This is a genomic window from Legionella taurinensis (assembly GCF_900452865.1).
Classification (GTDB): Bacteria; Pseudomonadota; Gammaproteobacteria; order Legionellales; family Legionellaceae; genus Legionella_C; species Legionella_C taurinensis.
In genome coordinates this window covers 2,098,656-2,124,484 of record NZ_UGOZ01000001.1, presented here as the reverse complement: position 1 = coordinate 2,124,484, position 25,829 = coordinate 2,098,656, and the positions used below count along the sequence as shown (strand labels likewise).

Sequence of the window (25,829 nt, the reverse complement as noted above, 5' to 3'; positions counted from 1 at the left end):
GAGAAACCCTCTGGCCGTGTGCAATTTATTGAGTAATGTTGTTCATTTCAGGTTCTACCTGTTGTATTAGTAATACAAAAGCACAATTTTAACCTGTTTCTCGACCATGATGCAAGCGGTCTACCATTACGTTTCCGGATTGGACTACACGAGTCCATTCCGGGTTTAATGATTAAGCATCGCTTGATTAGTACGACAGCATTCAACCAAATCATAGAGAGAAAAAACGGCTCGATTGAACTGCTGTTTCAATGCTTTGCCATAGAGTTCAATGAATGTCTCTATTTCCTCTCCAAGTGAACCCTGCTGCAGCGCAGCCATATCGTTTTCACTGAGAACGACATCATTGCCCTTAAGCCGTTCAATCAGGTGTTTTGCTGCTGCTTTTTTCTCCGTGCCTGTGAATTGGCTAAAAATAGACCAATGATAGCGCTCAGGCTTTGCATCCCGGGCCGTATGGTATTGCTCAAGAATGCTAATCAGGCTTGATACTGGATCGCGTGTATTGAGGTAGTCAATCAGATCCTCAAGTGTGCTAAGGGGCTTGTCGCAATGAAGCTCCTTCGCTAAAGCCTTGCCGTGTTGGGCCATGAACGCATCGAGACGGTCATGCAAACGGCCATTAAGAAGCACGCTTTCATCATGCAGGTTAATGCCTTTATGCGGGGATTTCAGGGCTTCAACCAACTGTCGAATGGCTGATTCCTTGTCGTCTTTGGTGTACTGGAACCAGGAAATGGCGTGCCTGGTTTGACCGTAGTGGCTCCTTGCCTGTTTGTAATTCTCCAACTCGCTCATGAGGGCGGCCAATAAGGGCTTATTATCGATCGGTGGGTTGGGGACAGGAAGACTTTTTTCCTGAATCTTAAGTTCCTCCTGATCGGGCGTCTCTGCCTGTTCTTCTGGCGGTTCGATCAACAGCAATGGCTGTTGATGTTCCTCGGCCTCTCTTTTTTCCAGCGCATCAAATAAGGCATGCAGTTGTTTTTTTTCGTCAAACCCATGAGGCGTCAAATCATGCTTTTTCAGGTAGGTTCTGATTTGGCGGACAGCGTCTCGCGCTTTGGGTTGATTTAAGAGATTGAGCGCATCCTGATTTAAGTTGTCGTCGGCCTCTTTTCGAGTGGCATAGACTGGGAGTTTGCTTACCCATTCATCAATCAGGGGTTGAATTTCTTCCATCGCGGCGAGGTCATCCATGATTTTCTTTTCCAGTTCAAAATCATAAAAACGCATGTTCAGGTTCTGTTTGTTCCTAATCATTAAATCCTGGATGTGGGTAATGATTTTTTTTATTGCCAAAGCCTGGTTGGCGAGCACCTGCGCCAGAGCCAGCGGCGAGTTCGGAATAAGCAGGGCGTTGAGTTGAGCGCGGGGATCGTCAGCCAGTTCCTGCCTGGCTTTTTTAAGCAGGGCAAAAAGCAGCAAATCACTGTGTTTTTTAAGACGTTGCAGTGTCTCACCGGACAGGGCACTGGCGGGCTTGCCCTTTAACAGCGAGACAATGACTAAGCCTTTTTTCTGGGCTATTGCTTCCTCAATGACGCTGTCCAGCGGAAAGTGTTCTAACAGCACGCTGATAATCAGGGGTTTTTGCAGGTTGGCGGCAAAAATATCAATGATTTCCTGATTGACTGGCGGTTTGTTTTCAAGCTGCTGAAGCAATTGATTCAGGATAACCTGATCACCCTTATCCAGGGCATTGCTGATCAGACGGCTGCGTAAAAGCCCCTGACGATGCTCGTTTCGGACGTGGGAGGCCTTAAACAGGCCTTCGTCGCCAATCATGGTATAAATGGAGGAATGCAGCGCAGCAAATGGACGATAGCGCTCCGTTTTGACCAGCTCATACAGGCGGTAGAGCGCTTTGGGATAAACCCGTTCATAAATGGTTTGGGCATCGATTTCCGAATCCGGGTTGGCAACACCAAACAGTTTGTCGAGCTTTCCATGCAGGGCTTTTCGGTCATCAAAGGACAGCGGGCTTGCCAGTAATTCATTGACCACCGCACTGGCCTGGTGTTCACAGGCGAGATCAAACAGCTTGTGTAAATCCGCGGTCTTAAATTGTTCTGTCTGTTTTAAACGCTGCAGCAATGGCACATCGTCGTGGGTTAGCGCATGATGGAGAAATTCCTGATAGTTTGCAGCCATATCGACCTTGCCTGCCGCATAAAGTAGAACGGCTGGGGAGGCATGATGGAACAGGCGGTTGAGGTTGTCTCCCAATTCCCGATGAAAATGGGTGAGAAAATCCCTGTTTTGCAACAGAAGGTGCAACAAATCGGCCGTCGGCTGCTGGATTGCCAGAGTAAACAGCATGTCAGGAATGGGGTGCTCATGGACTCTTGCGCCGTATTTCAATAATAACAGGATACCGTTCACATGGCCCTGTTGAATGGCGTCATACATGGGCGAGCCTTGGGCACGGAAAGCCGTGTTGATGTACCGACTTAACAGGGCAATGACCCGTTCATCCTCTCTGGCGACTGCTCGTTTAAGCAGAGCCATGTAAACCGCGTTATCGAGAACTTGCGCGCCTTCAAGTAATTTCGCCAGCAGGCCGTATTCTTTTTGGGCTTCCAGATTGAAATGGTTCGTTGGATTGGCGCGAAAACCGGGGTAGTTTTCGAGCATGAATTCCAGAATGGCGGTTTCTTTCCGAGCGTAGGCTTTGACTAAAAGCTGTTCCTGTTCTTCGTTGCTTAAGTGAACAAACGACATGAGTTTCAGCGCAAAGCCAAACCGGTGGTGTTCAATGGCATGCGTTAAAAGGGCAATCAGGCCGCTGATCGATTGGCGGGCTTTACTGCGAAACGCCTTTTCGTCTGCGGCGTTGTCCGCTTTCTCGTGAGTGTAGAGCAGTTGCTCGTACACGTCGGTTAATTGGTGAACGCATTCAGCAAAGTGAGTGGCTTTCAGGGAATCGGCTAAATAAATGGCTGCGTCAAGTACCTCCGTGTATTGATTATTGCTTTTATAGGCGTCAAGCAGTACTTCAATGTAGGTTGAGGCGTAGCGAGGGTAGCGGGCGGCAAGTTTTTCGCAAAATTCACGGCTGCCTATGCTTACGGCATGAAGCAGGTAGTCCTGTTTCTGGTCTGCGCTTAATTTTTTCCAGGCACGGAAGATAAAACCGATTTCCCCGGCGCCAATCAATTGGTAAATTAAGGCTTTGTTTTCTTTTGTGAAGAATTCAGACACCTCTACAGGCACGGCTAAAATTGCTTGAACCTTTTCGAATTCAAAACCAGCCATTGCGGCTTTTAGGGCTTTTGCCGTGTACGATTTGTCGAGACGAAAACCCCTCTTCGCCAGAAAGGTTGCCATCGCTTTATTGCCTGTCTCGCACGCAAAGGCCAACGCATCGACGCCAAAGGAATCGGCCTCCTCTGTCCAGTGCTTCTCAATGAGTGCATTGCGGTCATAGCGGCATAACACCAAAAAAGCGTGCAAATCCAGGCCCTGGCTTAAATCAGGGCTGGGGTGGCTAATGAGTTCGCGGTAGCGATCGGTTCCGGACGTATTGTCTATCCAGGCCTCAAAGAAACGACGATCTTTACGCTTCAAAAGTTGGGGAATCATGCTGGCATCGACTTTAAGCCCCACTTGCAGAAGCTGTGTAAAGGTAGGCAAAGACAGTTTCTGCACCGATTTAAGGCTCAAATTTCTGGTTTTGGCACTGACCGGTGACTTGTCCTTACGGCTTAATTCCTTTATTTCATTCAGCCAGAACTGCACGACAGACTGGCGATCGTGTTCTGCAGCAACCCGTAATGCCTCACTTAAATAGTTGAAGGGGAGGTTGGGGAGATAAGCCCTCAGTGTTTTCAGGCAATCAATATCCCCTCGCTCGCTGATTTTGTGAAGAATACCCGAGAGCTGGGTGGATGAGAGCGCGGTGTAATCAATGGCATATTTTTTATAGAGTTCAAACACGGCACGAAGGCAGGTTGCATTGCGGCATTCTGCCGCTTTGATGAGAAAATGGAAATCCTTGCCGATGTAAGCCTTAAATTCCTGTTTCTGGCTGTCAGAAGCGTATTCGCTCTCATAGGCCTCAAGCAGTTGCGCAAACAATTGCGGATTGCCTTGCCAGAGCGCATAAGTCAGCAGATGGAGCTTATCGTCCTTGTTTTTCAATTTGTAGAGTTTAAGCAGTTCCTTATTCCAGCGATCGGTGTGCATGAGGTAGGCAGCCTGGTAGGGTGTCACCTGATTATGATCAAGGTAGGCCTGGATGGTGTCCGTATCATTAACATAAGCTGCAAAATACAGGCTGTTGTAAACCCATTGTTTATCCGTGATGCCTATCTGGCGATCAAACTCGGTTTGTGTAAACTTGCTTACGAGCGCTTTTTTGTCAGGGTAGACGGCAGGGCTTGGATCGTGAGGATTGGCGTAAATGTGAATGCTCAACCCCACTTGCTCATCCGGATAGCCAAATTGGCGGCATAATTCCTCGATGACTTCACTGGCTTTGGTGAACGTGCGGACGTTTTTAGTCTTTTCAGCTGAAACCGCTTGATTCGGATTGTCTTCATCGTAATTGGGATCATAAATTTCATAACGGCCATTTTCAAACGTCATTTCAATGGCGTGAGTGTGAGAGGCCACATAGCAGGAGCGTCCATCATGGCGCAGTTGCTCAAGAATGGCTGCCCATTGGGTTTTGCTTTCGACTAAACCAATGGCGAACTCTTTCCTGATGGGTTTGCCCTGGATGAGGACTGCTTTTTCCATGTCCCCCTGCAGCGATTTGGCCTGAGTGTATTTGTTGCGGTTAAATTCAATTTCGATGTCGCGGATAAAAAGATCCAGCTTGCTGCCATTGCCATAGACATAGTCCTTCGGCGGGTTTGCCAGCTGACGGCACAGGTCGAAAAATTCGGCTTCCCGACCCTCAAAACGATAACGAATCCGCATACAAACCAGCCCGCCGCAGACACCTTCAGGATTTAATTGAATGGCGGTGTCATTTCGGCTTAAAAGACGGTTGATGGAATTGATCATTTTAATTTGAGCTGGCATTGTAATTCTCAAAGTGATTAACAACGCGTCAATTTTAACTGATTCTGTATAGATAAAAAACAGTGACAAGAGCCAGGAGGCTGAGTTTTACAGGAATTTACGCGAACTTAACAATGCAGGGGGGAATTTGGCGGAGAGAGAGGGATTCGAACCCTCGATACGTTTCCGTATACACACTTTCCAGGCGTGCGCCTTCGACCGCTCGGCCATCTCTCCAACGAGTGGGTGAGAATATACTCAATGGCTTAAAAAATCAATGCCTGATAGGGTAAAGCCATAAAATATCATTATAGGGGCACTTTGACTTTTATATGGGCAATTATTATGATGCAAAAAAATAAATGAGATGAGAATATGTACGTTATCGCACTTTGTGGTCCAATTGGCGCTAATCTTAAGCAACTGGCAAAGCAGATTTCCGAAACAATCCAATTCCGTACGGTAGAAATCGTCAAGGAAGATGAGATACGGAATGAAAAAGGCGAATATGTCGTTACTGATTTAATTGCGAAAATAAAACAGAAACAGGGCGTTTGTCTGTTGGTGGGGCATTTTTTTCTGGTGCAGGATGCACTGGAAAAAGCATTTGACTCCGCGTTAAAATCGAAGTCAAAGGAAGAGGCAGAATCTGCTCCTTCAGCAGCGCAGGCAACGGAAAAATCAAAGACTGGCATTATCGATCTGAAACTTTTCCTGAAAACCGATTCAGATCAGTGCTACCAGCATTACCTGCTGGAAAAATTACATGGAAAAAATTTGGGCCACCCGAAGGAGACAAAGGGAGCGGTTAATAATGAGGCAGTGGATTCAACGGAAACACGCTTGGCTGAGATTTTACAGATCAATCAAGAGTATGGAAAATCCATTAAACCAATAAACGACACCATCATTAATCCTTCACAAAAACAAGCCCATGTCATGGTGCACGACAGCGCCAACCAGGCAATCATCTGCACACTGATTAATTCAATCGTAAATCCCGTGCCTGTTGAGCCAGTGTTTGACGAAGAGCAGAAACCCGATCCAGAACCCATTGGCCCCCGCTTCTTTTCATAATGTCTATAGTTACTTATAGATAAAGGTCTTTAAACGGGCAGATTATGGCTATTCGATGCATCAGTACAGTATCCGGTATGTTGTTCTGTGTGAATGCCTTCGCTTTTCCTTGTTTTATTACACTGGCGAAAGACAATTGCTGGACTAATTACAATGTCAAGGTAGTGGTAACCGATGGCATTACCAATGAGGAAATCACGACAGTCATTATCCCCAAAGGGCAATCGTGGGCCAGGGAGTCGTTCAATTGCCAGCCGGCACAAAAATTCATGTACCGTGCCAGCTTTACTCCAGTAATCTGGGAAAAGGATGCCCACAAGGTTTATCGTGCGCAGCGTTTCTGGTCGATGCCTGGCAGCATTGAGCCGGGGACGACGGCCTGGAATATCCCCGTTTGTTTCACCAGTGATTTTTCGGAAACCCCATACCCTCCCGATGCCACGGGCAAATGCGTTTGCGATTTCAGTACCATCCCACCTGTCTCGCCGCAATGAGGGGAGCGCTTTTCATTGGCGGATTGCAGGCCATTGTGTATCATGCTGGCATGATTGCAGAATGGGAGAGTACCCTTGTTGACTTTACGGCAGCAAATTGCGCAAATGCTGATCATGGGTTTCGACGGCACAGAAATCAATGACCAAAATCCAGTGAAGAACTGGCTTGAAAAAGAGGGCTTGGGTGGGGTTTTGTTATTTGATTATGATCTCGCGGCGCAAGGCCCGGGCAAGAATATCCGCGATGCGTCTCAAGTCAAGGCATTGATTCAGCAATTGCATCACTGCGCTTTAAGTTCTGACGCAGGCAGCGAATTTCCTCTGTTTGTTGCAGTCGACTACGAGGGCGGCGCGGTGGACCGGTTAAGGCACTTAGCTGATATCCCGACAAGCCTGTCGCCGAAACAGTATGCCAGTCTGCCGCCAGAGCAACAGCAGCAGGAAGCACAAAAAATGGCCGACACTCTGACATCCTTAGGTTTTAACCTGAATTTCGCACCCTTGCTGGATTTAAATTTAAATGAACGGCAGGGCATCATCGGAAAACTGGCCCGCAGTTATGGGACGGATGCGGCCCAGGTTGCGGCAATTGCCAAACAATTCGTCACCGTCCTGGCCGACCAGGGCATTACCTGCTGTTACAAGCATTTTCCCGGACACGGCAGTGCATTGGGGGATACCCATGAAGGCTTTGTGGACGTCACTGAAACCTTCATTAAGGATGAATTGCAACCTTATGCTGAACTGCTGCCCCACAACACGTTGCCGGTGATGGTAATGACGGCGCACGTGATTAACCGCCAGCTTGATCCAGACGGCTTGCCGGCGACCCTTTCATCGCGCATCCTGACGGGATTGCTGCGCGATCAAATCGGTTTTGACGGGGTGATCATCAGCGATGATTTGCAGATGCATGCCATCAGCCAGCATTATTCCTTAGCCGATTCGCTTCGTTTAACCATCAATGCGGGCGCTGACATGGTCATTTTTGCCAATCAATTGGGCAGGGTATCGGCCACCGAAGTCATTGATGTGATTGAGGGCTTAGTCCAACGTGGACTTGTTGCAGCAAACCGCATCCAACAGGCCTGCGAGAGAATCAGAAAACTGAAGCAAAAGCAGGGCGCTTCGATTGCAGCCAGACCAGTTCGGGAATCGACTGTCACCTGAGCCGTCCCTGTCTCCAAGGGGGGTAAGACCCATCCCTGTCGTTTGTTATTAAGATCGGTGCCCCCCTGCTGTCTTGCCCGCACAGGCGGGCATCCAGTCAAAATCCGGATAGAGGATGCTTGGGGTACAAAACCCTGCAGAAATTGTTTCTAACGGCGTGTTGCATTTCAAACGTGAACCGAGCCTGTTTACGATTGACAATCAAGGTGGCTATGTTAAAATGGTGTACTCAATGTACAAAACGAGAACATTCTGATATGAAAACAGTTCTGGTCCACACGGAATTTTTTAATCTCAACCTGCTGCTGTTTGCCTGTTGCTGTTAATCCTACTGTATTCCTGTTGGTCCCGAATCCTTTTTAATCAAGAGTTTAGTTATGTGCATCTCCTCGTCTTCCCCTAAAAAAATCTGGTTGAGTACCCCTGTTCTTTATGCCGTGATGATTGCCCTTGGCCTTTTGACCGGCTGGTCTGGCATTAAACCCTTACAGCAATTTGGCTTATTCATCGCCGATGTCTTTATCAATGTCTTTAAATGCATCAGCCTGCCTATTATTGCCTTGTCGATTATTGTGACGCTGTCGAATTACCGCGCTGACGGTCCCATGCGACGCATCTGGCAGCGGGCGATGACTTATACCCTGGGAACTACGCTGATTGCCGCGGCCATTAGTTGCCTTCTTTACATTCTGATTCATCCCAGCATGGTCGGTAGTATTCAGGGATTGGCCGCACCGAAAGCCAATGACTATCAGTATTTAAGCCATGTGGCCAACCTGATTCCGTCAACCATTTTCAGTCCGTTTATTGAACATCAGGTCATGGGGGTGTTGTTACTTGGCATCGTCACCGGTGTGGCGATTCGCTACATTCCTGATCAGGATTCGAGACAAACCATTACCCAGTTTTTCCGCGGCGCCCATGGCTTGTTCATGGTCATTACCAAATGGGTAATTGCCGTGATTCCGCTGGGTCTTTATGGGTTTATTACCGCCACGGTGATTCAATTGCAGAATGGCAAATCCATCAAGGGGATCGGTGAGTACCTGCTGATTGTCGTATTGGCTAACCTTATCCAGGGTTTTGTGGTATTACCGCTCTGGCTTAAAGCGCATGGGATTAAACCTTTTTCTGCCATGCGGGCCATGTTGCCGGCGTTGTCGCTGGCATTCTTTTCCAAGTCTTCGGTCGGTACTTTACCAGTGACAATGGAAACGGCGGAGAAAAATCTCGCGGTTAAGCCCGCCATTAGCCGTTTTGTGCTTCCTTTATGCACCAGCCTGAATATGAATGGTTGTGCCGCCTTTATTTTCGCCACTGTGATTTATTTGATGCAAAATCACGGCATGGTCATTTCCTTGCCCATGATGGCTTTATGGGTCTTGATCGCGACGGTGGCGGCCATTGGCAATGCCGGGGTTCCCATGGGGTGCTTTTTCTTAAGCACCAGCCTCTTGGCCAGTATGAATGTGCCCATTACCCTGATGGGAATTATCCTGCCTTTCTACAGCTTGATTGATATGCTGGAAACCGCCCTGAATGTCTGGTCCGACTCCTGCGTTGCCAAAGTGGTTAATGACAAGACGGTGCTTGAAGAAGAACACGAGACGCCCATCACCGGGACGTCTTATTCTGCCCGAGCTTAAGGACTTAACAGGGGCACAATAATTTCTCACAGAGCGCGTAATAAATCAGGCTTAAAGTCTCCAGTTCGCGCTCTGAAACACATTCATTAACCTGATGAATGGTGGCGTTAACCGGGCCAAGCTCAATCACTTCCACGCCATAAGGCGCGATAAACCGCCCATCTGACGTGCCGCCGCTGGTGGATAACTCAGGTTCTTTGCCCGTGATGGTTTGAATCACTTCCCGTGCACTTTCCAGCAGATTGCCTTGATTGGTCAGGAAGGGAAGGCCGTTTACCCGCCAGTCAATGTCCGCCTTTAAGCCGTGTCGTTTTAAACAGTCTTCCACCTCGTCCTGCAGTTTTTCCGGGGTTTGCTCCGTGGAAAAGCGGAAATTTAACTGCAATTCCAATTCTCCAGGAATAATATTGCCGGCGTGGCCTCCGGCCTTAAGGTGAGTAATCTGCATGGAGGTCGGAGGAAAATGCGGATTGCCTTCATCCCAGCGTCTGTGGGTGAGTTCAGCCAGCGCGGGGCTTACGGTATGAATGGGGTTTTCAGCGAGATGAGGGTAGGCGACATGCCCCTGTTTGCCGTGGATGACCATGTTGGCCGACAACGAACCGCGGCGGCCTATTTTGACCACATCACCCACGTGATGCGTACTGGAAGGTTCGCCGACCACACAATAATCAATGTGTATGCCCTGGGTTTTTAAAGCGGCCATCACGTGCGGGGTGCCTTTATCAAACAGATCCCCTTCCTCCCCGCTGGTGATTAAAAAACCCAGGCTGCCTGAAAAATCGGGGTGGTTATGGATAAAACGCTGTGCAGCGATCATCATGGCCGCCAGGCTGCCCTTCATGTCCGCTGTGCCTCGACCATAAAGCAAGCCATTGCTCTCTGTCAGTTCAAAGGGATTGCTTAACCATTTACCGGCATCGCCGATGGGTACGACGTCTGTGTGGCCGGCGAAAACCAGCAACGGGCTTCCCTGACCATGGCGGGCAAACAAATTGGCCACCGGCGGATTATCCAGCTGCTGGCAGTCAAAGCCCAGCCCTTTTAAAAAATTGGCCATGCAGGGCTGGCATCCGGCATCCTCGGGGGTAACGGATTGAAAGCGGATGAGTTCCGCCAATAAGGCTTTGATTGCCGTCATTTGATGTCTCTCAGCAAGTCATTGATACTGACCTTGGCACGCGTTTTTTCGTCAATCTGTTTGACAATCACCGCGCAATAGAGACTGTGACTGCCATCGTCGCTCGGCATGTTTCCAGGCACAACGACGGAGCCTGCGGGAATGCGGCCGTAGCTCACGGTTTTGGTCAGGCGGTTATAAATTTTGGTGCTTTGTCCTAAATAGACTCCCATGGACAAGACAGAATCCCTTTCGACAATCACGCCTTCGACCACTTCCGAGCGGGCGCCGATGAAGCAATTGTCTTCAATGATGGTGGGATTCGCCTGCAGGGGTTCAAGCACGCCGCCGATGCCGGCACCGCCGGAGAGGTGAACATTTCTGCCAATCTGGGCACAGGAACCCACCGTCGCCCAGGTGTCCACCATCACGCCTTCATCGATGTAGGCGCCGATGTTGACATAAGAAGGCATCAGGACGGTATTTTTACCAATAAAAGCGCCTTTTCTGACCATGGCATGCGGAACAATCCGCGTACCCAGCTCGGCAAAATCACTGCGGCTGTAAGCGGCAAATTTCAGAGGGACCTTATCATAAAACTGGCAGAAGCCGGCATCAATTACCTGATTCGGGTAGAGACGGAATGACAATAAAACCGCTTTTTTAAGCCATTGATGGACTGTCCACTCCTGGTTGATTTTTTCTGCAACGCGCAATTCGCCCGAATCCAGTGCAGAAAGCACCTCGTCTACCGCGGTTTTAATCTCCGGGGGGGCTGTTTCGGGTGTCAGGTGTTGACGGTCTTCAAAATAGGTTTCAATGGTGGTTTGTAAACTCATGATGTTCATCCGGCATGGTGAATGGCGAGGTATAGTATACTCAGATAGTCAGGCGATAGTAATCCCTGCAAAGGTTTGATAATTCCGCTGGTCAAAAGTCTCCCGCTCAGCAATAATAGTTTGATTTTAATTAGAATCACGGAATGATCATGGCTCAAAGTAAAAAAAACAGGATTCTTGCTTTTCTGTTTTTTATTGGTTTTTCAGGCTGTTTTCAGGGTGTTTATGCAGCGCAGCCCAAATGGACACTCCTTCCCACCACACCCACACAGGTGGTTGTCGCGCCGAATGGAACCGCCACCGTGCAATACCAGGTAACGAACAATACCTCCATCACCCGTACGTTGACCATCAAGCCCCTAAGCGGTGTGACTCAGATTAAAAACAGTGCCGGTGAGTGCAGCATTCCTTTTACGCTGGCATCCAAAGCGCATTGCCTGTTGACCTTACGCATCAACGGAGCGCAGGTTCCGGCCAATGGGTTGCATGAAGGGCCGGTTGTGTGTAAAACCCAGGGTTCCGGTGTTGATCCGTTCTTATGTTCGCAGCCCAGTCAGGCAAATAGCCTACAGGTGACGGTCATGAATCAGTCCGTTCAGCTAAACCTGACAGGCTCGCCTTTGCTTTTAGTCGCAGGGGGCAGCTCAGGCAATATCACCGTGACTAACCTGTCGGGACAAACTGCCTTAAATGTAGCTGCGGTGCTCACGGGCACTGCGCTGGATGGTCATGTCGTTCAGGATGCTTCACAATGTACAATCCTTGCTGCCGGGCAATCCTGCAATCTTGTTTTTACTCCGGATAATACCGTCATCCCAGCCACCAACGTGACGATTCGGGGAAGTAATACCACGGGAGTGATTGGCAGTATCGCCGTCAATGCACCGCCGGTGGCCAACATCAGCATCAGCGGTTCCTCAACCCTGCAATTCAATACCAATGGTTCAACAGGCAGCATCACCATCACCAATGATTCCCTGATGCTGGTCGCTCAGAATATCGTGCCGGATTTTTCTGCCACGGCCCTGGCCGGCAATGTGTCGGTTACTGCCAATACGTGTATCAATGTGCTTCCCGGCGGAAGCTGTGTCATCACGTTTGCGCCGGGTGGTAACGCGGTGGTGCCCACTAATTTTCCCATTCAGGGTGCTAATACCAACGCGGTCGTGGGCACGATAGGGATTGATGCGCATGCGTACATTACCAACGGGAACACTTCACTGGTGACGCAATGCAGCGTCGATACCAGTACCGGTAATTTAGGCAACTGTGGAGACAGTGGGGCTGGCGGCCTGGTTGTTCCTGGCGGGGTGACGCTCAATCCGGCGGGTGCCCTGGCTTATATCACCAATGAGAATACCAGTATCGTGTCGTTTTGCAGTGTCGATGCGGATTCAGGGGCGTTAAGCGGCTGTGTTAATACGGGCGCTCTGTTTACTATCCCTACCGGTATTGTCATTAACGCCGCAGGCGATATCGCCTATGTGGTCAACGAAAGCGCGAACTCCGTCACCCAATGCGACATCAATCCCGCAACGGATGAACTGGATAATTGCGTGGAACTCCTCGGCTTAGGGTTGTTTGCGCCATATAATATGGCGATCCATCCGGCAGGCGATTTTGCCTACATTACCGTCATTTCAGAACTCACGCAGTGCAGTATTAATGCGGGAACAGGCGCTCTGCAAGGATGCAGCAATTACAATGATCCTTTATTAAACATTCCCCAGGGCATTGCGGTGAATTCCGCGGGCACCCTTGCTTACATCACGAGCGCCGGCACGAACACAGTGCTTGCCTGCCAGATTAATGCGATCAGCCGTTTAGTTACGTCCTGTGTCGATACTGGGGCTGTTGGACTCGATTTCCCGCGGGAAATCGCTTTAAGTGGCAGCAATGATTTTGCCTATATCGTGAATACCAATGACGATTCAGTGACGAGATGCACCATTGACAATGGTACGAGTTTCATTAACTGTGTGGATTCCGGTGCGACTGGATTAGCTGGACCCCTGGGCATTACCATTCGCTAAAAGGCTGGGTTTCATCCAGCCTTTTACTGCAGATTTTTTGCCATTTTCGCAAACTCGGTTTTATCCAAGGGAAAATCCACTGTCCATCGCTCTTTGGGGCGGGGGAGAGTGGATTGTTTGGCGTACAGTGCCAAATCCGCTTTGGTGAGGCCTTTAATGACATACTCAGACATTAATTTCTCATACGCGTCCGAGGTGGACTCGTACACTGTTTTAGTGAACTCGCCCTTTTCTTCCACAGTAAATGCGTATTTTTTGGCCTTGGTGTCAAAAAAGAAGGTTTTGCAACCCGTTGCCGTAATTTGTCCCGCGACCACGATTTCATCCCGGATGGGCAATTGCTCGAGGTGGCGTTCCAGCTTCAGCAAATTAAAGGCGAGTTTGTCGTCGTTTATAGGCTTTAAGTCGGTCATAACCAACGTTATCCATTGATCCCTCACGTGCTTTTCAAGCACGTAGTACCCTTGCCGTTGAGAAAATTTATAACGATCGTAGCCTTGCTCAATGGTTTCATCGCTGCCGGTGACTAACAGAGGGAAACGGGGCGCTTTCGCGCCAAGACCGGGTTCAAGAAAATAAATGGCCTCGTCAATAACGACGCGCAAAACAACATGGGTAGGCAGTATCTGTTGTGAATCGGCGGGTGAGGCGCCATTTAACACGCGGGCTTCGCAATAACTGACTTCAAAACCTAATTCCTTGAGCATGGTGGCAAGCAACCGCGCTGATTGAAAGCAATAACCGCCCGCCGTGTCATCCATGAGGTTCTGGTAATCAAAAAGCGTGATGTGATGGCGGTTGACCGGATGCTGGCGGCTGATTTTGCGTAATGCAAAATTATGATAGAAAAAAGTGAGCAGGTGGGCGTTATACACTTCTTTTAAATAGTCCGCCCGCTGAGTGGCGTCCAACCCGTCAATGTCCAGCTGTTGCATGCCGATTTTATCCAAATAATTCGCTAAATTGATTTTCATTGTCGATCCTTATTGGGAAGATGAATTTACTATAAGCTGAAAGTCCAGGCCGGCCTAGAGTCTGTTAATGATTTCTCGGATTGAGCCGTCTTTTTTTGCTGAGGGGTTCATCGTCCTTAGGCATTTCCTGAGGCGCTGCTTTCTGCCATATCGATACTTTTTGCAGGTAATGCAAGGTTCCCTCTGGCGGTATCTTTTTGCGGGCGAGTGCTTTATCCAGGGTATGATCACTGTAGAGGGCGGCATGTTTGGTAAGCATTTCGCTGACGGGCGTACAGCGGCCCTCCGCTTGACCCTCCAAAGGCTTAGGTGTGTCGGTGAACAGAAATTGGATGCGATAGTCTAGCGCATTGGAGGAGACGGATTCATAGACTAAGGCGGGGTAGCCGTAATCAAGCAATTCCCTGTTTTTAATCGATCCATCGGGACGAGGGCTTATGTCGATGATACGCGGATCCCAGGCATCTATTTCCCAGACTGACGGCGTTTTCTCATCCTGCAGTTGCAGTGACACGTGAAGGTAACCATGATCAATGAGACTGGATTTTACGACGGTGATGTCAGCGACTTCCCCAGCGGTATGGATGCGTTGCCCGACTTCAACCAGAAGATGCCAGGCTACCTCACGGCAATAGCCAATGCCGCCGTGCTCTATGAGATCATGGACCTGAACATAATCGTTGGGAGGAATCGCATCGATTAAAACCCGGATGGTGTTTTCAAAGTAACCCTGTTTAATTTCCCTGTGAAATTTAATGTAACCGCTCAATTGATTGCCAACCGTTACCTTTTCCCGGGTTGAAGCAATGGCTTCAGCACATAATTCCACAAACTGAAGGCGTGTTAAGGGCATTGGACCGCTCAAAATGAGAAAAAAGCCAATTTTAACAGAGTAAAATTAGCCCTTTATTAAGTAGGTTTGCTTTGGTTGTCACGGGCCCGCATGCCATCAGGCTAATCGCATTTTTTTAGGCTGTGTGGTGCTGGACTGTGGTTGTTCAGGGGAAGTTTTCTGCCAGAAGGATATCTGTTGCAAAAAATGGATTTTCCCAGGAAGTGGGACTTTTTTATCCTCAATGGCTTCTTCCAGGGAGTAATCACTGTAAATATCCTGATGCTTCTCTAATACCTGATGTTTCGGAGTGCAACTGCCCTCTGGTCGGCCTTCCTTGGCAGGAGGAGTCTCTGTAAAAGTAAATTTCTTTCTGTAATCAATTGAATCTGAAAAAAAAGAACGGTGTAATTTAACCAGATAACCGTAGTCGAGCGCCTCCTTGTTTTTAACCGTACCGTCAGGACGTTTACTGATATCAATAATTCGTGGATCCCAGGCATCGACTTCCCACATGGACAGCGTTCTTTCTTTGGCGAGGTAAATTCGGACTTCCAGGTAGGCATGATCCGCTTTCATGGATTTAACCAGGCTGATTTTAGCCACCCCTCCTGCCTGATCAATTCGCCATGCGAGTTCAACCATCAGGTGTTGAGCCATTTCATGGCAATAACCGAGGCCTGTGTGTTCGATAAAATCATGAATTCGAACAGGATCATCCGGTGCAATTTCCCACTTGCCCGGACGTAAGACGTCTTCAACATAGTAATTTTTGTTTTCTTTATGAAATTTCAGGTAACCACTCAATTGATTGCCTGGCGTGACTTTTTCCCGCGAAGCGGTAATCGCTTCGGCACATAATTCTACAAAGTTCAATCGTGTTAATCGCATAAAAAGAGTTCAAAAAATAACAAGTGCGCTCATCTTACCAAGAAAAGATTACCCCTTTATTAAGAAGCACGCCGTATTTTGCAGCCTGTAAAAGGGGAGTATACTGCTGTCCCATTTCAAGTTACAGGACAGACTATGCGCTTGGTAATCACGGGGGCCTCTGGATTTATCGGATTTCATCTGGCAAAACACCGTTTGCAACAGGGTGATGTGGTGGTAGGCATCGATAATCTGAATGATTATTACGATGTCCGGCTTAAACAGGCAAGACTTGAGCAATTGCAGGCTTTTGACAATTTTATCTTTCATGCCGACGATGTTGTGGATGCCGAGACCCTACAGAAACGGTTTGCTGACCACCAGCCGCAACGCGTGATTCATCTGGCCGCTCAGGCTGGGGTGCGCTATTCCCTGACTAACCCAGGGCAGTATGTGCAATCCAATCTGGTGGGTTTTGCCAATATCCTCGAAGCCTGCCGCCATCATCACATTGAGCATTTAGTGTATGCTTCAACCAGCTCGGTGTATGGCGCAAACAGCTGTCAGCCTTATCATGAAGCCCATTCAACCAGCCACCCGCTCACTCTGTACGCCGCCAGCAAAAAAGCGAATGAATTGATGGCCCATTCCTATTCGCATCTTTTTCAATTGCCGACAACGGGATTACGTTTTTTTACGGTGTATGGACCCTGGGGGCGGCCGGACATGGCTTTTTTCTCGTTCACCAAAAACATTCTGGAAGGCAAGGCCATTCAAATTTTCAATCACGGCAGGATGCAACGGGATTTTACCTACATTGATGACATCGTTGCCGGTATTTCTGCGGCCATTGATAAACCCGCCGCGGCAAATCCCCATTGGAATAGCCATGTCCCTGATCCGGCTAGCAGCAATGCTCCTTTTAAAATTTACAATATTGGCTGCGGCACCCCCGTTAACCTGATGGATTACATTGAGGCCATTGAAGAAGCAACGGGAAAACAGGCCCTGAAGGAGTTTTTACCCATGCAAAACGGCGATGTCTTATCCACCCACGCCGATACACAAGCCCTGATTGCTGATCTGGGCTATCAACCTCGAATCGATTTTCGTGAGGGAGTGCGGCGTTTTGTTGAATGGTATCAATGGTTTTATCGATAGCCGCGTGGGCGAGAATCGAGGCCAAGCCTTCGAAATGGTTCCCCCGCCTGCGCGGGGGACGGCAAAGAAAGAGTGAAGGATGGCAAGCGTCCAGGACTGGACGTGGGGCGGAAAACGGCAGTGGCACATTGCCTGGATCACGTTATACCAGTATTTCTTCCCGCAGGCTGCTGATTAATTCATCCTTTTTACGCCATTGTTCATTCAACCACTCCCTGAACGCTGTCTGGGTGTTTTCATCATAAGCCAGTTGCGTGGTGGTAAATTCGTCGGGAATCTGAATCGGCCGAATACAGACTTTAATGACGGGGGCCATGCGATGGCAAAGAAAATCCCATAATGAATAACGCGTATCCGGGTAAATAATGGTCACATCGAGTAAATTGTTGAATTTTTTGCCCAGAGTGCTCATCACAAAGCTGATGCCGCCCGCTTTGGGTTTTAACAGGTGATCATAAGGGGATTGCTGCTTGATTTGCTTCTGGTGAGTAAAGCGCGTGCCTTCCACAAAATTGATGATGGTGGCCGGCGTGTGCTTGAAGATTTCAATGGCTTTGCGGGTGGCTTCAAGATCCTTGCCTTTTTTGTGCGGTTTTTTAGCAAGGTACTCTTTGGAATAGCGCTTCATAAACGGGCAGCCCATGGCCCACCAGGAAAAACCCAGCAGTGGAATCCATTTCAGCGAATCTTTGATGAAAAATTTAAGCATCGGGATTTTGCGGTTAAAAATACACTGCAGGACTACAATGTCCAGCCAGCTCTGGTGGTTGGCAACCAGTAAATACCAATCGTTGCGTTTAAGATTTTCAAGTCCTGATACCTGCCAGTCAATGTGTTGGGTGGCATTGATGTAGGCTTTGTTCACGTCCGCCCAGCAAAAGGCGATGCCGTCGATGACCTTCGTGCAAAACACCTTCAGACGAATACTGGGAATAAGCTTCAATAATCCCATAAACAGCATGGGAATAAAGAAAAAGAAGGTGGACAGGGTAAGCACAGCAATGGCCAGCACACCGTGCAATTGTCCTCCTGAGGTTTTGGTTTGATTCATAATGGATTCCAATTAGTTAAGGGCCTGATGCAAATCGGCAATCAAGTCTTCAATGTGCTCAATGCCGACGGAAAGACGGATAAAACCATCCACAATGCCGAGCTTGCGTCGGGTTTCGGCAGGAATCGAGGCATGCGTCATGATGGCCGGATGCTCAATCAGGCTTTCCACACCACCCAGACTCTCTGCCAGAGTAAAGAGTTCGCAGCGGGATAAAAAGCGGGTTGCCGCGGTGATATCGCCTTTCACCACCATGGAAATCATACCGCCGAAATGGTGCATCTGCTGTTTAGCCAGAGTCTGCTGAGGATGGGTGGCAAGACCGGGGTAAATGACGCTGTCTATCCTGGGATGCTTCTGTAACCATTCTGCCAGGGCCATGGCATTGTCGCAATGCCGTTGCATGCGTAAGGACAGGGTTTTTAAGCTGCGAAGAACTAAAAAACTGTCAAAAGGGCCGGCAATGCCGCCGCAGGAGTTATGCAGGAAGGCCATTTTTTCAGCGATTTCCGCATTATCCCCAACCACCACAATGCCGCTGACCACATCGGAATGGCCGTTTAAATACTTGGTTGCAGAATGCAGAACAAGGTCAAAACCCAGCTCCAGCGGCCGTTGAATCCAGGGGGTGGCAAAGGTATTGTCGACTACCGCAATCAGCTTGTGACGTTTGGCAATGGCGGCAATGGCCCGTAAATCAGCGAGTTTTAACATGGGATTGGAGGGGGTTTCCACCCAGATCATGCGGGTCTGCGGTCGAATGGCTGCTTCAATCGTTGCCGGATCAGTCATGTCCACAAAGCTGAAAGACAAGCCGGAGGTTCTGGTTTTTACCTTATCAAAAATACGGAATGTGCCGCCGTAGAGATCGTCCATGGCAATGACATGATCGCCGCTGTCCAGCAGGTCAATGACAGTATTGATGGCGGCCATACCGGAAGCAAAGGCAAAACCCCGTTGTCCTGATTCCAGGCTGGCAATGCAGGCTTCGTAGGCGGCGCGGGTCGGGTTATGCGTGCGTGAATATTCATAGCCCTGATGAACGCCTGGGGCCGATTGACGGTAGGTGGACGTGGCGTAAATGGGCGTCATGACCGCGCCAGTCGCGGGGTCAGGCTGTTGTCCGGCGTGAATCGCGCGGGTATCAAAATGTGTCTTGTCCATGATCAAAGTCCTTCTTTGGGGCTCTTCCAGCAAAAGTCAGGAAGGCGTTATATACTATAGGTAGCGCGTAATGGCATATCAGCTTGATTAAAGTTATACCATTGCTGGCCGCTAATGAGGATGTGCGATATTTTAGTGAGGGATCCATGGGTAGGCAAGAAATAGACTACGAAAAAGTTGCCTCAGCAGCGGAAATTTTAAAACAACGGGGTGAAGAACCTTCTTTAACCAGTGTCTGCGAAGAGTTGGGCATCTTGTCCTTAACTCCGCAGTTGTCTGCCTATTTGGAAATATGGTACCACACGCAGCCGGAATTCCAACGCTCCATCAATGTCCCATTATCCGATAATATTCAAATCGAAGCGAGCGATGTGCTCGAAAAGAATGTTGAGCTTGAAAAATCCCTTTCTTTATTACGTGCGACCCTTGAATCCACCGCAGACGGCATCATGATGGTCAATGGCAAGGGCCAGGTGGTCGACTGGAACCAGAAGTTTGTTGAAATGTGGCGCATTCCATCTCACATGCTGGAATCCGGCACCGAAAGTATCGGTTTTGAGTATATTCTCGAGCAACTCAGCAATCCCGCCGCCGTCATTGCCGATGTTCAATATTTGTATGAAAATCCCGAGTGGCAGGGGGAATTGCCGGTTTTGCATTTTAAAGATGGCCGTATTTTTGAGCGGTACACCCAGCCGCAGCGCGTCGGCAATGAAATTGTCGGCCGGGTCTACAGTTTCCGGGACGTGACTCAAAAGCGCATGTCCGATGATCAGTTACGCATCCGCGAACGCGCCATTGAAGCCAGTACGCACGGCGTGGCCATTATCGACATTACCAAAGCCAATCAGCCGATTATTTACGTCAACAAAGCCTTCGAACGGATTACCGCCCACACGGAAAGCCAAACTATCGGCCAAAACCTGGCTCAGTTATTAGGTACTAAAACCGATCACGTGAATCAAAAGCGAATTGCGCTCGCCATTCGAGAGTTGCGCGAAGAAACGGTGGAACTGGAAAGTTACCGCCGAAACGGTGAGCTGTTCTGGTGCGAATTAAGTGTTGCCCCGGTCAGCGATTCGTTTGGAAAAGTAAAGCATTTCGTCTGTATTATCAATGACATCACTCAACGCCGAGAAATGGAAAAGCAACTGGTCAGGCAGGCCACACACGACTCGTTAACGGAGCTGCCTAACCGCGTTCTGCTCATGGACCGGGTGGAACAGGCCATTTTACAGGCCAAAAAGAAAGGGTCCATTCTTGCTTTCCTGTTTTTGGATTTGGATCGCTTTAAAATGACCAATGATACTTTAGGCCACAGCATCGGTGATAAATTGCTGCAGGCGGTTTCCAACCGCCTGCTTATCGCGACCAATGATTTTGATACCGTTGCCCGGTTAGGCGGCGATGAATTCGTCATTCTGCTGCAGGACATCAGCAATGAAAAGCAGGCCCAGCAAATGGCGCAAGAATTGTTGCACATGATTGAAAAACCGTTTCAGGTGGATCAGCACAGTTTAAAAATTACCGGCAGCATCGGCATCAGCTACTATCCCAGAGACGGGCTCGATTATGAATCGTTAATGAAAAACGCCGACTTGTCGATGTATCACGCCAAAGACAGCGGCCGTAACAATTACCGTGTGTTTGAACCGGAAATGAACCGCCGCGTCATTAACCACATGCAACTGGATAATGCCTTGCGGGATGCGCTCAAGCGCAACGAATTTTATCTGGTTTACCAACCGCTGATTGATTTAAGGATTGATCGGGTTGTTGGTGTCGAAGCGTTAATTCGTTGGGAAAGTCATTTGTTAGGAAGTGTGTCGCCTATTGATTTTATCGGCATGGCTGAAGAAAACGGCATGATTATCGATATCGGCCGCTGGGTGTTGGAAGAGGCTTGCACACAGGCAGTTCAATGGCACAAGGAAGGCTATGACGATTTAAGTGTCGCTGTGAATATTTCCGGACGTCAGTTCCGTCAAAATTCTCTGCCCGAGGTGATTACTGAAGTATTGCAAAAAACCGGGCTTAAACCCCGCAATCTTGAGCTTGAATTGACGGAAAGCCTGCTGGTCGATGACATTGAAAGGGCGGTGCAAACGATGTATCGGCTGAAAGACATGGGCATTAAACTGGTGATTGATGATTTTGGTACCGGTTATTCCAGTCTTTCTTATCTGAAACAATTCCCTGTTGATAAATTAAAAATCGATCGATCCTTTATCAGCGAACTGGTCAATGTTGAAAACGATGCGGCGATTGCCAGAGCCATCATCAACCTTGGCCACAGCTTAAACCTAGAAGTGCTGGCTGAAGGGGTTGAGACGGAATTGCAGAAGAAATTCATTGTCGAACACGGTTGCGATTACGCCCAGGGTTATTATTTCAAGCCACCTCATAAAGCGTCTTCCATTAAAGAGTACATCGCTCAGTATTTTAAAAAATCATAAACATCCCTTCTCCATGCCTGTTATTTAGAGGTCTTAAGCCGGCTTCGGCACGAATTTTGCTGGATTACTTTTGAAAAAGCCAAGCGGAAAAAGGCTTCATTATTCAATCACGCTGTAAGGAGTAGGTGATGCAATAGGCATTATTTGAAAACAGGTAAGCGTTCTGCGGCAAAGGCAGAAAAGGCAGTAAAAGGATTGACTCAAGCTGTAACCTGTATGGAGGCGGTTTATGAGAAATCTGACCATTATTGGTTCAGGCCTGGCTGGCACGTTATTGGCTCTTTACATGGCCAGACGCGGCTACAAGGTCGATATCTATGAGTCGAGACCTGATCTGCGCCTCAAGACGCAGGATCGAGGCCGGTCCATTAACCTCGCACTGTCCTGCCGGGGCCTTACGGGCTTGGCCGGTGTGGGCTTAAGCGACAAGGCTAAAGCCATCCTGGTGCCCATGCGGGCGCGGGCCATTCACGAGGAAGAGGGTTCCATTAAATACCAGGCCTTTGGCCGCCATCCCGATGAATACATTAACGCGGTGCAACGCAGTGATTTAAATGCGCTGCTGCTGGATACGGCAGACAGCCTGCCCACGATTACTATTTACTTTGACATGAAGCTGTTAAACGTGGATGTGCGCCAGAAAGTGCTGCATTTTGAAGACAAGGCAGGGCAACGGTCGACGATAGCCTACGAGCGATTAATCGGTGCCGACGGGGCTGGTTCGCAGGTGCGGGAAAGCCTGATGCGCGAGGGGCTGGTCACCTCCAGCCGCAATTACCTGCCGCATGGTTATAAAGAATTGTCCATCAGCAGCGGTCATCCTGAACAACTGGTGCGTGAGCACCTGCATTTATGGCCGCGGGATTCGTTTCTGTTATTGGGTAATCCCAACACGGACCATTCCATTACCGGCTCGCTGTTTATGCCCCATCAAGGGGTTAACAGCTTTGCCGAGCTTGATAATGAAGTGAAAATCACCCGTTTCTTTAAACAGGCATTTCCAGATGCTGTCGGCGCCATGCCTGACTTGGTCGGGGAGTTTTTGCACAACCCCACGGGTCACATGAGTACCATTAAAACCTCGCCCTGGTACTACAGGGACGAGTGCCTGCTCATTGGCGACGCAGCCCATGGCATTGTGCCCTTTTTTGGTCAGGGTATGAACAGTGCCTTTGAAGATTGCCGTATTCTTAACGAATTGCTTGATCAATACGATGACGACTGGCAAACGGTCATGCCCGCTTTCTATAAATCCCGCAAGGTCAACACCGAGGCGGTAGCCAGAATGTCGATGGACAATTATCACGAAATTCAGATTGATATACGGGATGCGCGATTTAATTTAAAAAAACAACTGGAACAGGAGTTGATGCATCGATACCCCAATCGATATGTGTCCAAGCATGTCCTGGTCATGTTCACCAACACGCCATACTCCGAGGCAATGGCGCTGGGCGACATCCAGGGCGAATTACTTAACGTCATTTGTGATGAAGCGAGGTGCGTGGAAGAAATAAATTGGAAGCAAGTAGATTTATTAATGGACGAATACGACAAAAAATTGGCGAATTTAGCCCCTCAATAAAAAAATCCCTTAGAATGAAGGGGGTTTTTGGTCAATTTTTTGTCAAAAACTGGTATTCAGGGACAATTTTTTGTCGCTTCCTGAGGTTTGGCCGTGGAATGAAAAAAAAGGAACCACGGTAGAACGGGCTTTTAAGGACGGTAGGCTTCTTTTTTTGTTCAAAAAGTTGGCACGCGGGCTGCAAAAGATAATTTGTCCAACCCATTTTGTGCCTCGGAGGCCGCTATGAAAACGATTCAACTCTATATCGACTCTAAACAACAAGAGTTTATGAACCACCCATTTTTTGAAGTATTGGAACAATTAAAAAGTCTTGAAGAAATCAGCTACTTTGTTCCAGAGCTCACTTTTTGGGCCATGACATTCCAGGATATTTTACGTCTAAACGAAGAGAGAGTGACCGATCCCTACCTTAAAAAAGTAGCTCGTCACCATCGACTGGAAGATGCCGGACATGAAAAATGGTTCCTGCATGATAAAAAGTACATGAGTGCTGTCAGTCATGACAAGTGCTGCTCTCACGACGACGTAGCCTGGCTTTACAGTAAGGAGACTCAATTAACCCGTGACGCCGCGTATTCCATCATGTCTGAGATTTATAAAACAGACGATGAGATACTCAATATTGCCTTGTTGCTGACTCTGGAATCTTCAGGCCATGTGTTCTTTGAAAAGGTGGTCAAACAAGTCAAAAAGACGGGTGAAGACAAAAATCTGAAGTACTTCTCCAGCTCACATCTGGAAGTGGAAATGGCGCATGCTCTCTTTGAAGAAGAGATGGAACGCAAGCTCTTTGAGCGACCAGTTTCTGTGCATACCCGCCGTGAAGCCTTAAAGATGATTGATCGATGCTACGATGCATTCAACAAGATGTTTGATGGATTGATAATTGCATGCAAACAACGTTTGGAACTGGCAAAAGAAAGGAATCAACAACATGCAGCAAACGCAGTGGAATTCGTCTCAGATCAAGCAGTGTAAGAAGGAGTTTGGACAAGCGATGCTCAGCGATGAGCATTCGCTTTTTTCTTTTGGAGAGGATTTCGGCAAACTCCTGCAGGCAAAGCCCCATGCGGTTTTCCAGCCTAAAGACCTGGATGCCCTGCGGGCTATTCTTGCTTATGCTCACCAGGAGAGTTTACCGGTCGTGATTCGGGGAAAGGGCTTAAGCCAGAGCGGCCAGTCCCTGCCCGTTGAAGGCGGCGTTACCCTCCACCTTGAGCATTTCAATCGTGTGTTAGCGCAGGAGGAGGACGCCATCTGGGTGGAAGGCAATGCCACATTCAGCGATTTATTGGCGGTCAGTCTCAAAAAGAAACAGATTCCATATGTTATCCCCTACAACTGCAATCTTTCCATTGGAGGCGTGCTGTCGGCAGGGGGCGTGGGCGCAGCGTCGTTTCAGTACGGCACGGTGATTTCTCATGTGAACGCCCTGGAAGTCATTACTGCGGATGGCGAACGGCACGAGGTGAAAGCGGGTGATGAATTGTTTAAAGCCTGTCTTGGCGGGCAAGGTCAGTTTGGCGTCATCAGCAAAGCCTGTATCCCATTACGTCCCTGTAAAAAAAATGTACGAACATTTTTTTTAAGTTACCATGACGAAAACCAGTGGCGGGATGATCTTTATAAAGTACGGCGGATAGCGGATGGACTGGAGTCTTTTTGCACGCCGGCCATTCAGGGGGCGAGATTAACCCATCACGGGCGTTTCCCCTTTGCCGAGTGGCTTTACGCCATGCACGTGACCATAGAATACGATGAAACCCCGCCAGAGGTCAGTCGTATCCATGATCTGTTAACGCCTGCAAAAATTCTCCATCAACAGGATGAACCCATTGAGTCTTACCTGCATCGTCATGATTCGCGCTTTGCGGCCATGAAAATGACGGGGCAATGGGATTTACAGCATCCCTGGTATGAATGTTTTATGCCGGCGAAAGCCTTGTTTCAGCAATTAAAAGAGGTATTGGCCAGTTTACCGATCCATTATGCCAATATCCTGCAGGTTATTCCTCTGGCCTCCTCGTGGCGCGATACCCTCTTCGCGCTGCCAGACAGCGAGGACATCTGCGCGGTCATGATTTTAAATCCCGGTATTGCCAAAGTGCTGTTGCCGAGTTGCCTGGCCGCCATGCAGGCCTTGGACGACCGTTTCTTAAAAGCGGGCGGCAAGCGTTACCTGTCAGGCTTTTTGGGCGAAGAGATTTCATCAGACTACTGGCGCCAGCATTACAACGGCCAGTTTGAGCACTGGCGCCAGTTAAAGCATGATTATGATCCGAAGCGAATATTTCAATCGCACTTGTTTAAATCACTGGACAGGCGATAAACGGGCGGCCGATGA

The 25,829-nt window shown here is 48.7% G+C and carries 18 protein-coding genes and 1 tRNA gene; 10 read left to right on the top strand and 9 right to left on the bottom strand.

Features of this window, described 5'->3' with window-relative positions; genetic code table 11:
- Positions 1-165: 165 nt before the first annotated feature.
- Positions 166-5,031: a hypothetical protein gene (locus DYE45_RS09755; protein WP_115300853.1), complete on the bottom strand. Its 4,866-nt coding sequence runs from the start codon at positions 5,029-5,031 to the stop codon at positions 166-168.
- 128 nt (positions 5,032-5,159) lie between these two features.
- Positions 5,160-5,247, bottom strand: a tRNA-Ser gene (locus tag DYE45_RS09750).
- A gap of 138 nt (positions 5,248-5,385) precedes the next feature.
- On the opposite strand from DYE45_RS09750, the gene DYE45_RS09745 reads away from it, so the two are divergent.
- The 4 genes from DYE45_RS09745 (at position 5,386) to DYE45_RS09730 (ending at position 9,397) form a co-directional block, all read left to right on the top strand.
- The gene (locus DYE45_RS09745; RefSeq protein ID WP_115300852.1) at positions 5,386-6,087 is read left to right on the top strand and encodes a hypothetical protein; all 702 of its coding nucleotides are present in this window, start codon (positions 5,386-5,388) and stop codon (positions 6,085-6,087) included.
- 44 nt (positions 6,088-6,131) lie between these two features.
- Positions 6,132-6,581: a hypothetical protein gene (locus tag DYE45_RS09740; protein WP_108290115.1), complete on the top strand. Its 450-nt coding sequence runs from the start codon at positions 6,132-6,134 to the stop codon at positions 6,579-6,581.
- Between the two features lie 75 nt (positions 6,582-6,656).
- On the top strand, positions 6,657-7,751 hold the full coding sequence (locus DYE45_RS09735; RefSeq protein ID WP_115300851.1) for a glycoside hydrolase family 3 N-terminal domain-containing protein: 1,095 nt from the start codon (positions 6,657-6,659) through the stop codon (positions 7,749-7,751).
- A gap of 377 nt (positions 7,752-8,128) precedes the next feature.
- The gene (locus tag DYE45_RS09730) at positions 8,129-9,397 is read left to right on the top strand and encodes a dicarboxylate/amino acid:cation symporter (RefSeq protein WP_115300850.1); all 1,269 of its coding nucleotides are present in this window, start codon (positions 8,129-8,131) and stop codon (positions 9,395-9,397) included.
- A gap of 4 nt (positions 9,398-9,401) precedes the next feature.
- Here the strand turns inward: DYE45_RS09730 and dapE are convergent, their stop codons facing one another.
- Entirely contained in the window at positions 9,402-10,538 is a 1,137-nt protein-coding gene (gene dapE, locus DYE45_RS09725) for a succinyl-diaminopimelate desuccinylase (protein WP_115300849.1), read from the bottom strand.
- Positions 10,535-11,365: a 2,3,4,5-tetrahydropyridine-2,6-dicarboxylate N-succinyltransferase gene (gene dapD, locus DYE45_RS09720; protein ID WP_370447870.1), complete on the bottom strand. Its 831-nt coding sequence runs from the start codon at positions 11,363-11,365 to the stop codon at positions 10,535-10,537. The genes dapE and dapD overlap by 4 nt, the downstream gene beginning before the upstream one ends.
- Positions 11,366-11,505: 140 nt before the next feature.
- Between dapD and DYE45_RS09715 the strand changes: the two genes are divergently transcribed.
- Positions 11,506-13,389 (top strand): lactonase family protein, encoded by a 1,884-nt coding sequence (locus DYE45_RS09715; RefSeq protein ID WP_160160719.1) that lies wholly within the window; start codon positions 11,506-11,508, stop codon positions 13,387-13,389.
- Positions 13,390-13,412: 23 nt separating this feature from the next.
- Here the strand turns inward: DYE45_RS09715 and DYE45_RS09710 are convergent, their stop codons facing one another.
- The 3 genes from DYE45_RS09710 to DYE45_RS09700 all read right to left on the bottom strand — a co-directional run bounded on the left by DYE45_RS09710 (position 13,413) and on the right by DYE45_RS09700 (position 16,086).
- Positions 13,413-14,363 (bottom strand): arylamine N-acetyltransferase, encoded by a 951-nt coding sequence (locus tag DYE45_RS09710; RefSeq protein ID WP_115300847.1) that lies wholly within the window; start codon positions 14,361-14,363, stop codon positions 13,413-13,415.
- A gap of 64 nt (positions 14,364-14,427) precedes the next feature.
- A complete protein-coding gene (locus tag DYE45_RS09705) occupies positions 14,428-15,216 on the bottom strand; it encodes a hypothetical protein (RefSeq protein WP_108290103.1) in 789 nt (262 codons plus the stop codon).
- A 96-nt stretch (positions 15,217-15,312) separates the two neighbouring features.
- Entirely contained in the window at positions 15,313-16,086 is a 774-nt protein-coding gene (locus tag DYE45_RS09700) for a hypothetical protein (RefSeq protein WP_115300846.1), read from the bottom strand.
- A 135-nt stretch (positions 16,087-16,221) separates the two neighbouring features.
- Here DYE45_RS09700 and DYE45_RS09695 point away from each other — a divergent pair, with 135 nt between their 5' ends.
- Complete coding sequence (locus DYE45_RS09695) at positions 16,222-17,226, top strand: NAD-dependent epimerase (RefSeq protein ID WP_108290099.1); 1,005 nt, start codon at positions 16,222-16,224, stop codon at positions 17,224-17,226.
- 142 nt (positions 17,227-17,368) lie between these two features.
- Here DYE45_RS09695 and yihG read toward each other — a convergent pair whose 3' ends face one another.
- Together yihG and DYE45_RS09685 are read right to left on the bottom strand one after the other, a co-directional pair.
- The gene (gene yihG, locus DYE45_RS09690) at positions 17,369-18,277 is read right to left on the bottom strand and encodes a 1-acylglycerol-3-phosphate O-acyltransferase, YihG family (RefSeq protein ID WP_108290097.1); all 909 of its coding nucleotides are present in this window, start codon (positions 18,275-18,277) and stop codon (positions 17,369-17,371) included.
- Between the two features lie 12 nt (positions 18,278-18,289).
- Positions 18,290-19,441, bottom strand: coding sequence for a cystathionine gamma-synthase (locus DYE45_RS09685; protein ID WP_108290095.1), 1,152 nt, complete (start codon positions 19,439-19,441; stop codon positions 18,290-18,292).
- Between the two features lie 146 nt (positions 19,442-19,587).
- Between DYE45_RS09685 and DYE45_RS09680 the strand changes: the two genes are divergently transcribed.
- The 4 genes from DYE45_RS09680 (at position 19,588) to DYE45_RS09665 (ending at position 25,814) form a co-directional block, all read left to right on the top strand.
- Positions 19,588-21,897: a bifunctional diguanylate cyclase/phosphodiesterase gene (locus tag DYE45_RS09680; RefSeq protein WP_115300845.1), complete on the top strand. Its 2,310-nt coding sequence runs from the start codon at positions 19,588-19,590 to the stop codon at positions 21,895-21,897.
- A gap of 229 nt (positions 21,898-22,126) precedes the next feature.
- Complete coding sequence (locus DYE45_RS09675) at positions 22,127-23,482, top strand: FAD-dependent oxidoreductase (protein ID WP_108290091.1); 1,356 nt, start codon at positions 22,127-22,129, stop codon at positions 23,480-23,482.
- A gap of 225 nt (positions 23,483-23,707) precedes the next feature.
- Positions 23,708-24,463, top strand: coding sequence for a hypothetical protein (locus DYE45_RS09670; RefSeq protein WP_108290089.1), 756 nt, complete (start codon positions 23,708-23,710; stop codon positions 24,461-24,463).
- Positions 24,420-25,814: an FAD-binding oxidoreductase gene (locus DYE45_RS09665; protein ID WP_108290087.1), complete on the top strand. Its 1,395-nt coding sequence runs from the start codon at positions 24,420-24,422 to the stop codon at positions 25,812-25,814. The genes DYE45_RS09670 and DYE45_RS09665 overlap by 44 nt, the downstream gene beginning before the upstream one ends.
- Positions 25,815-25,829: the final 15 nt, after the last annotated feature.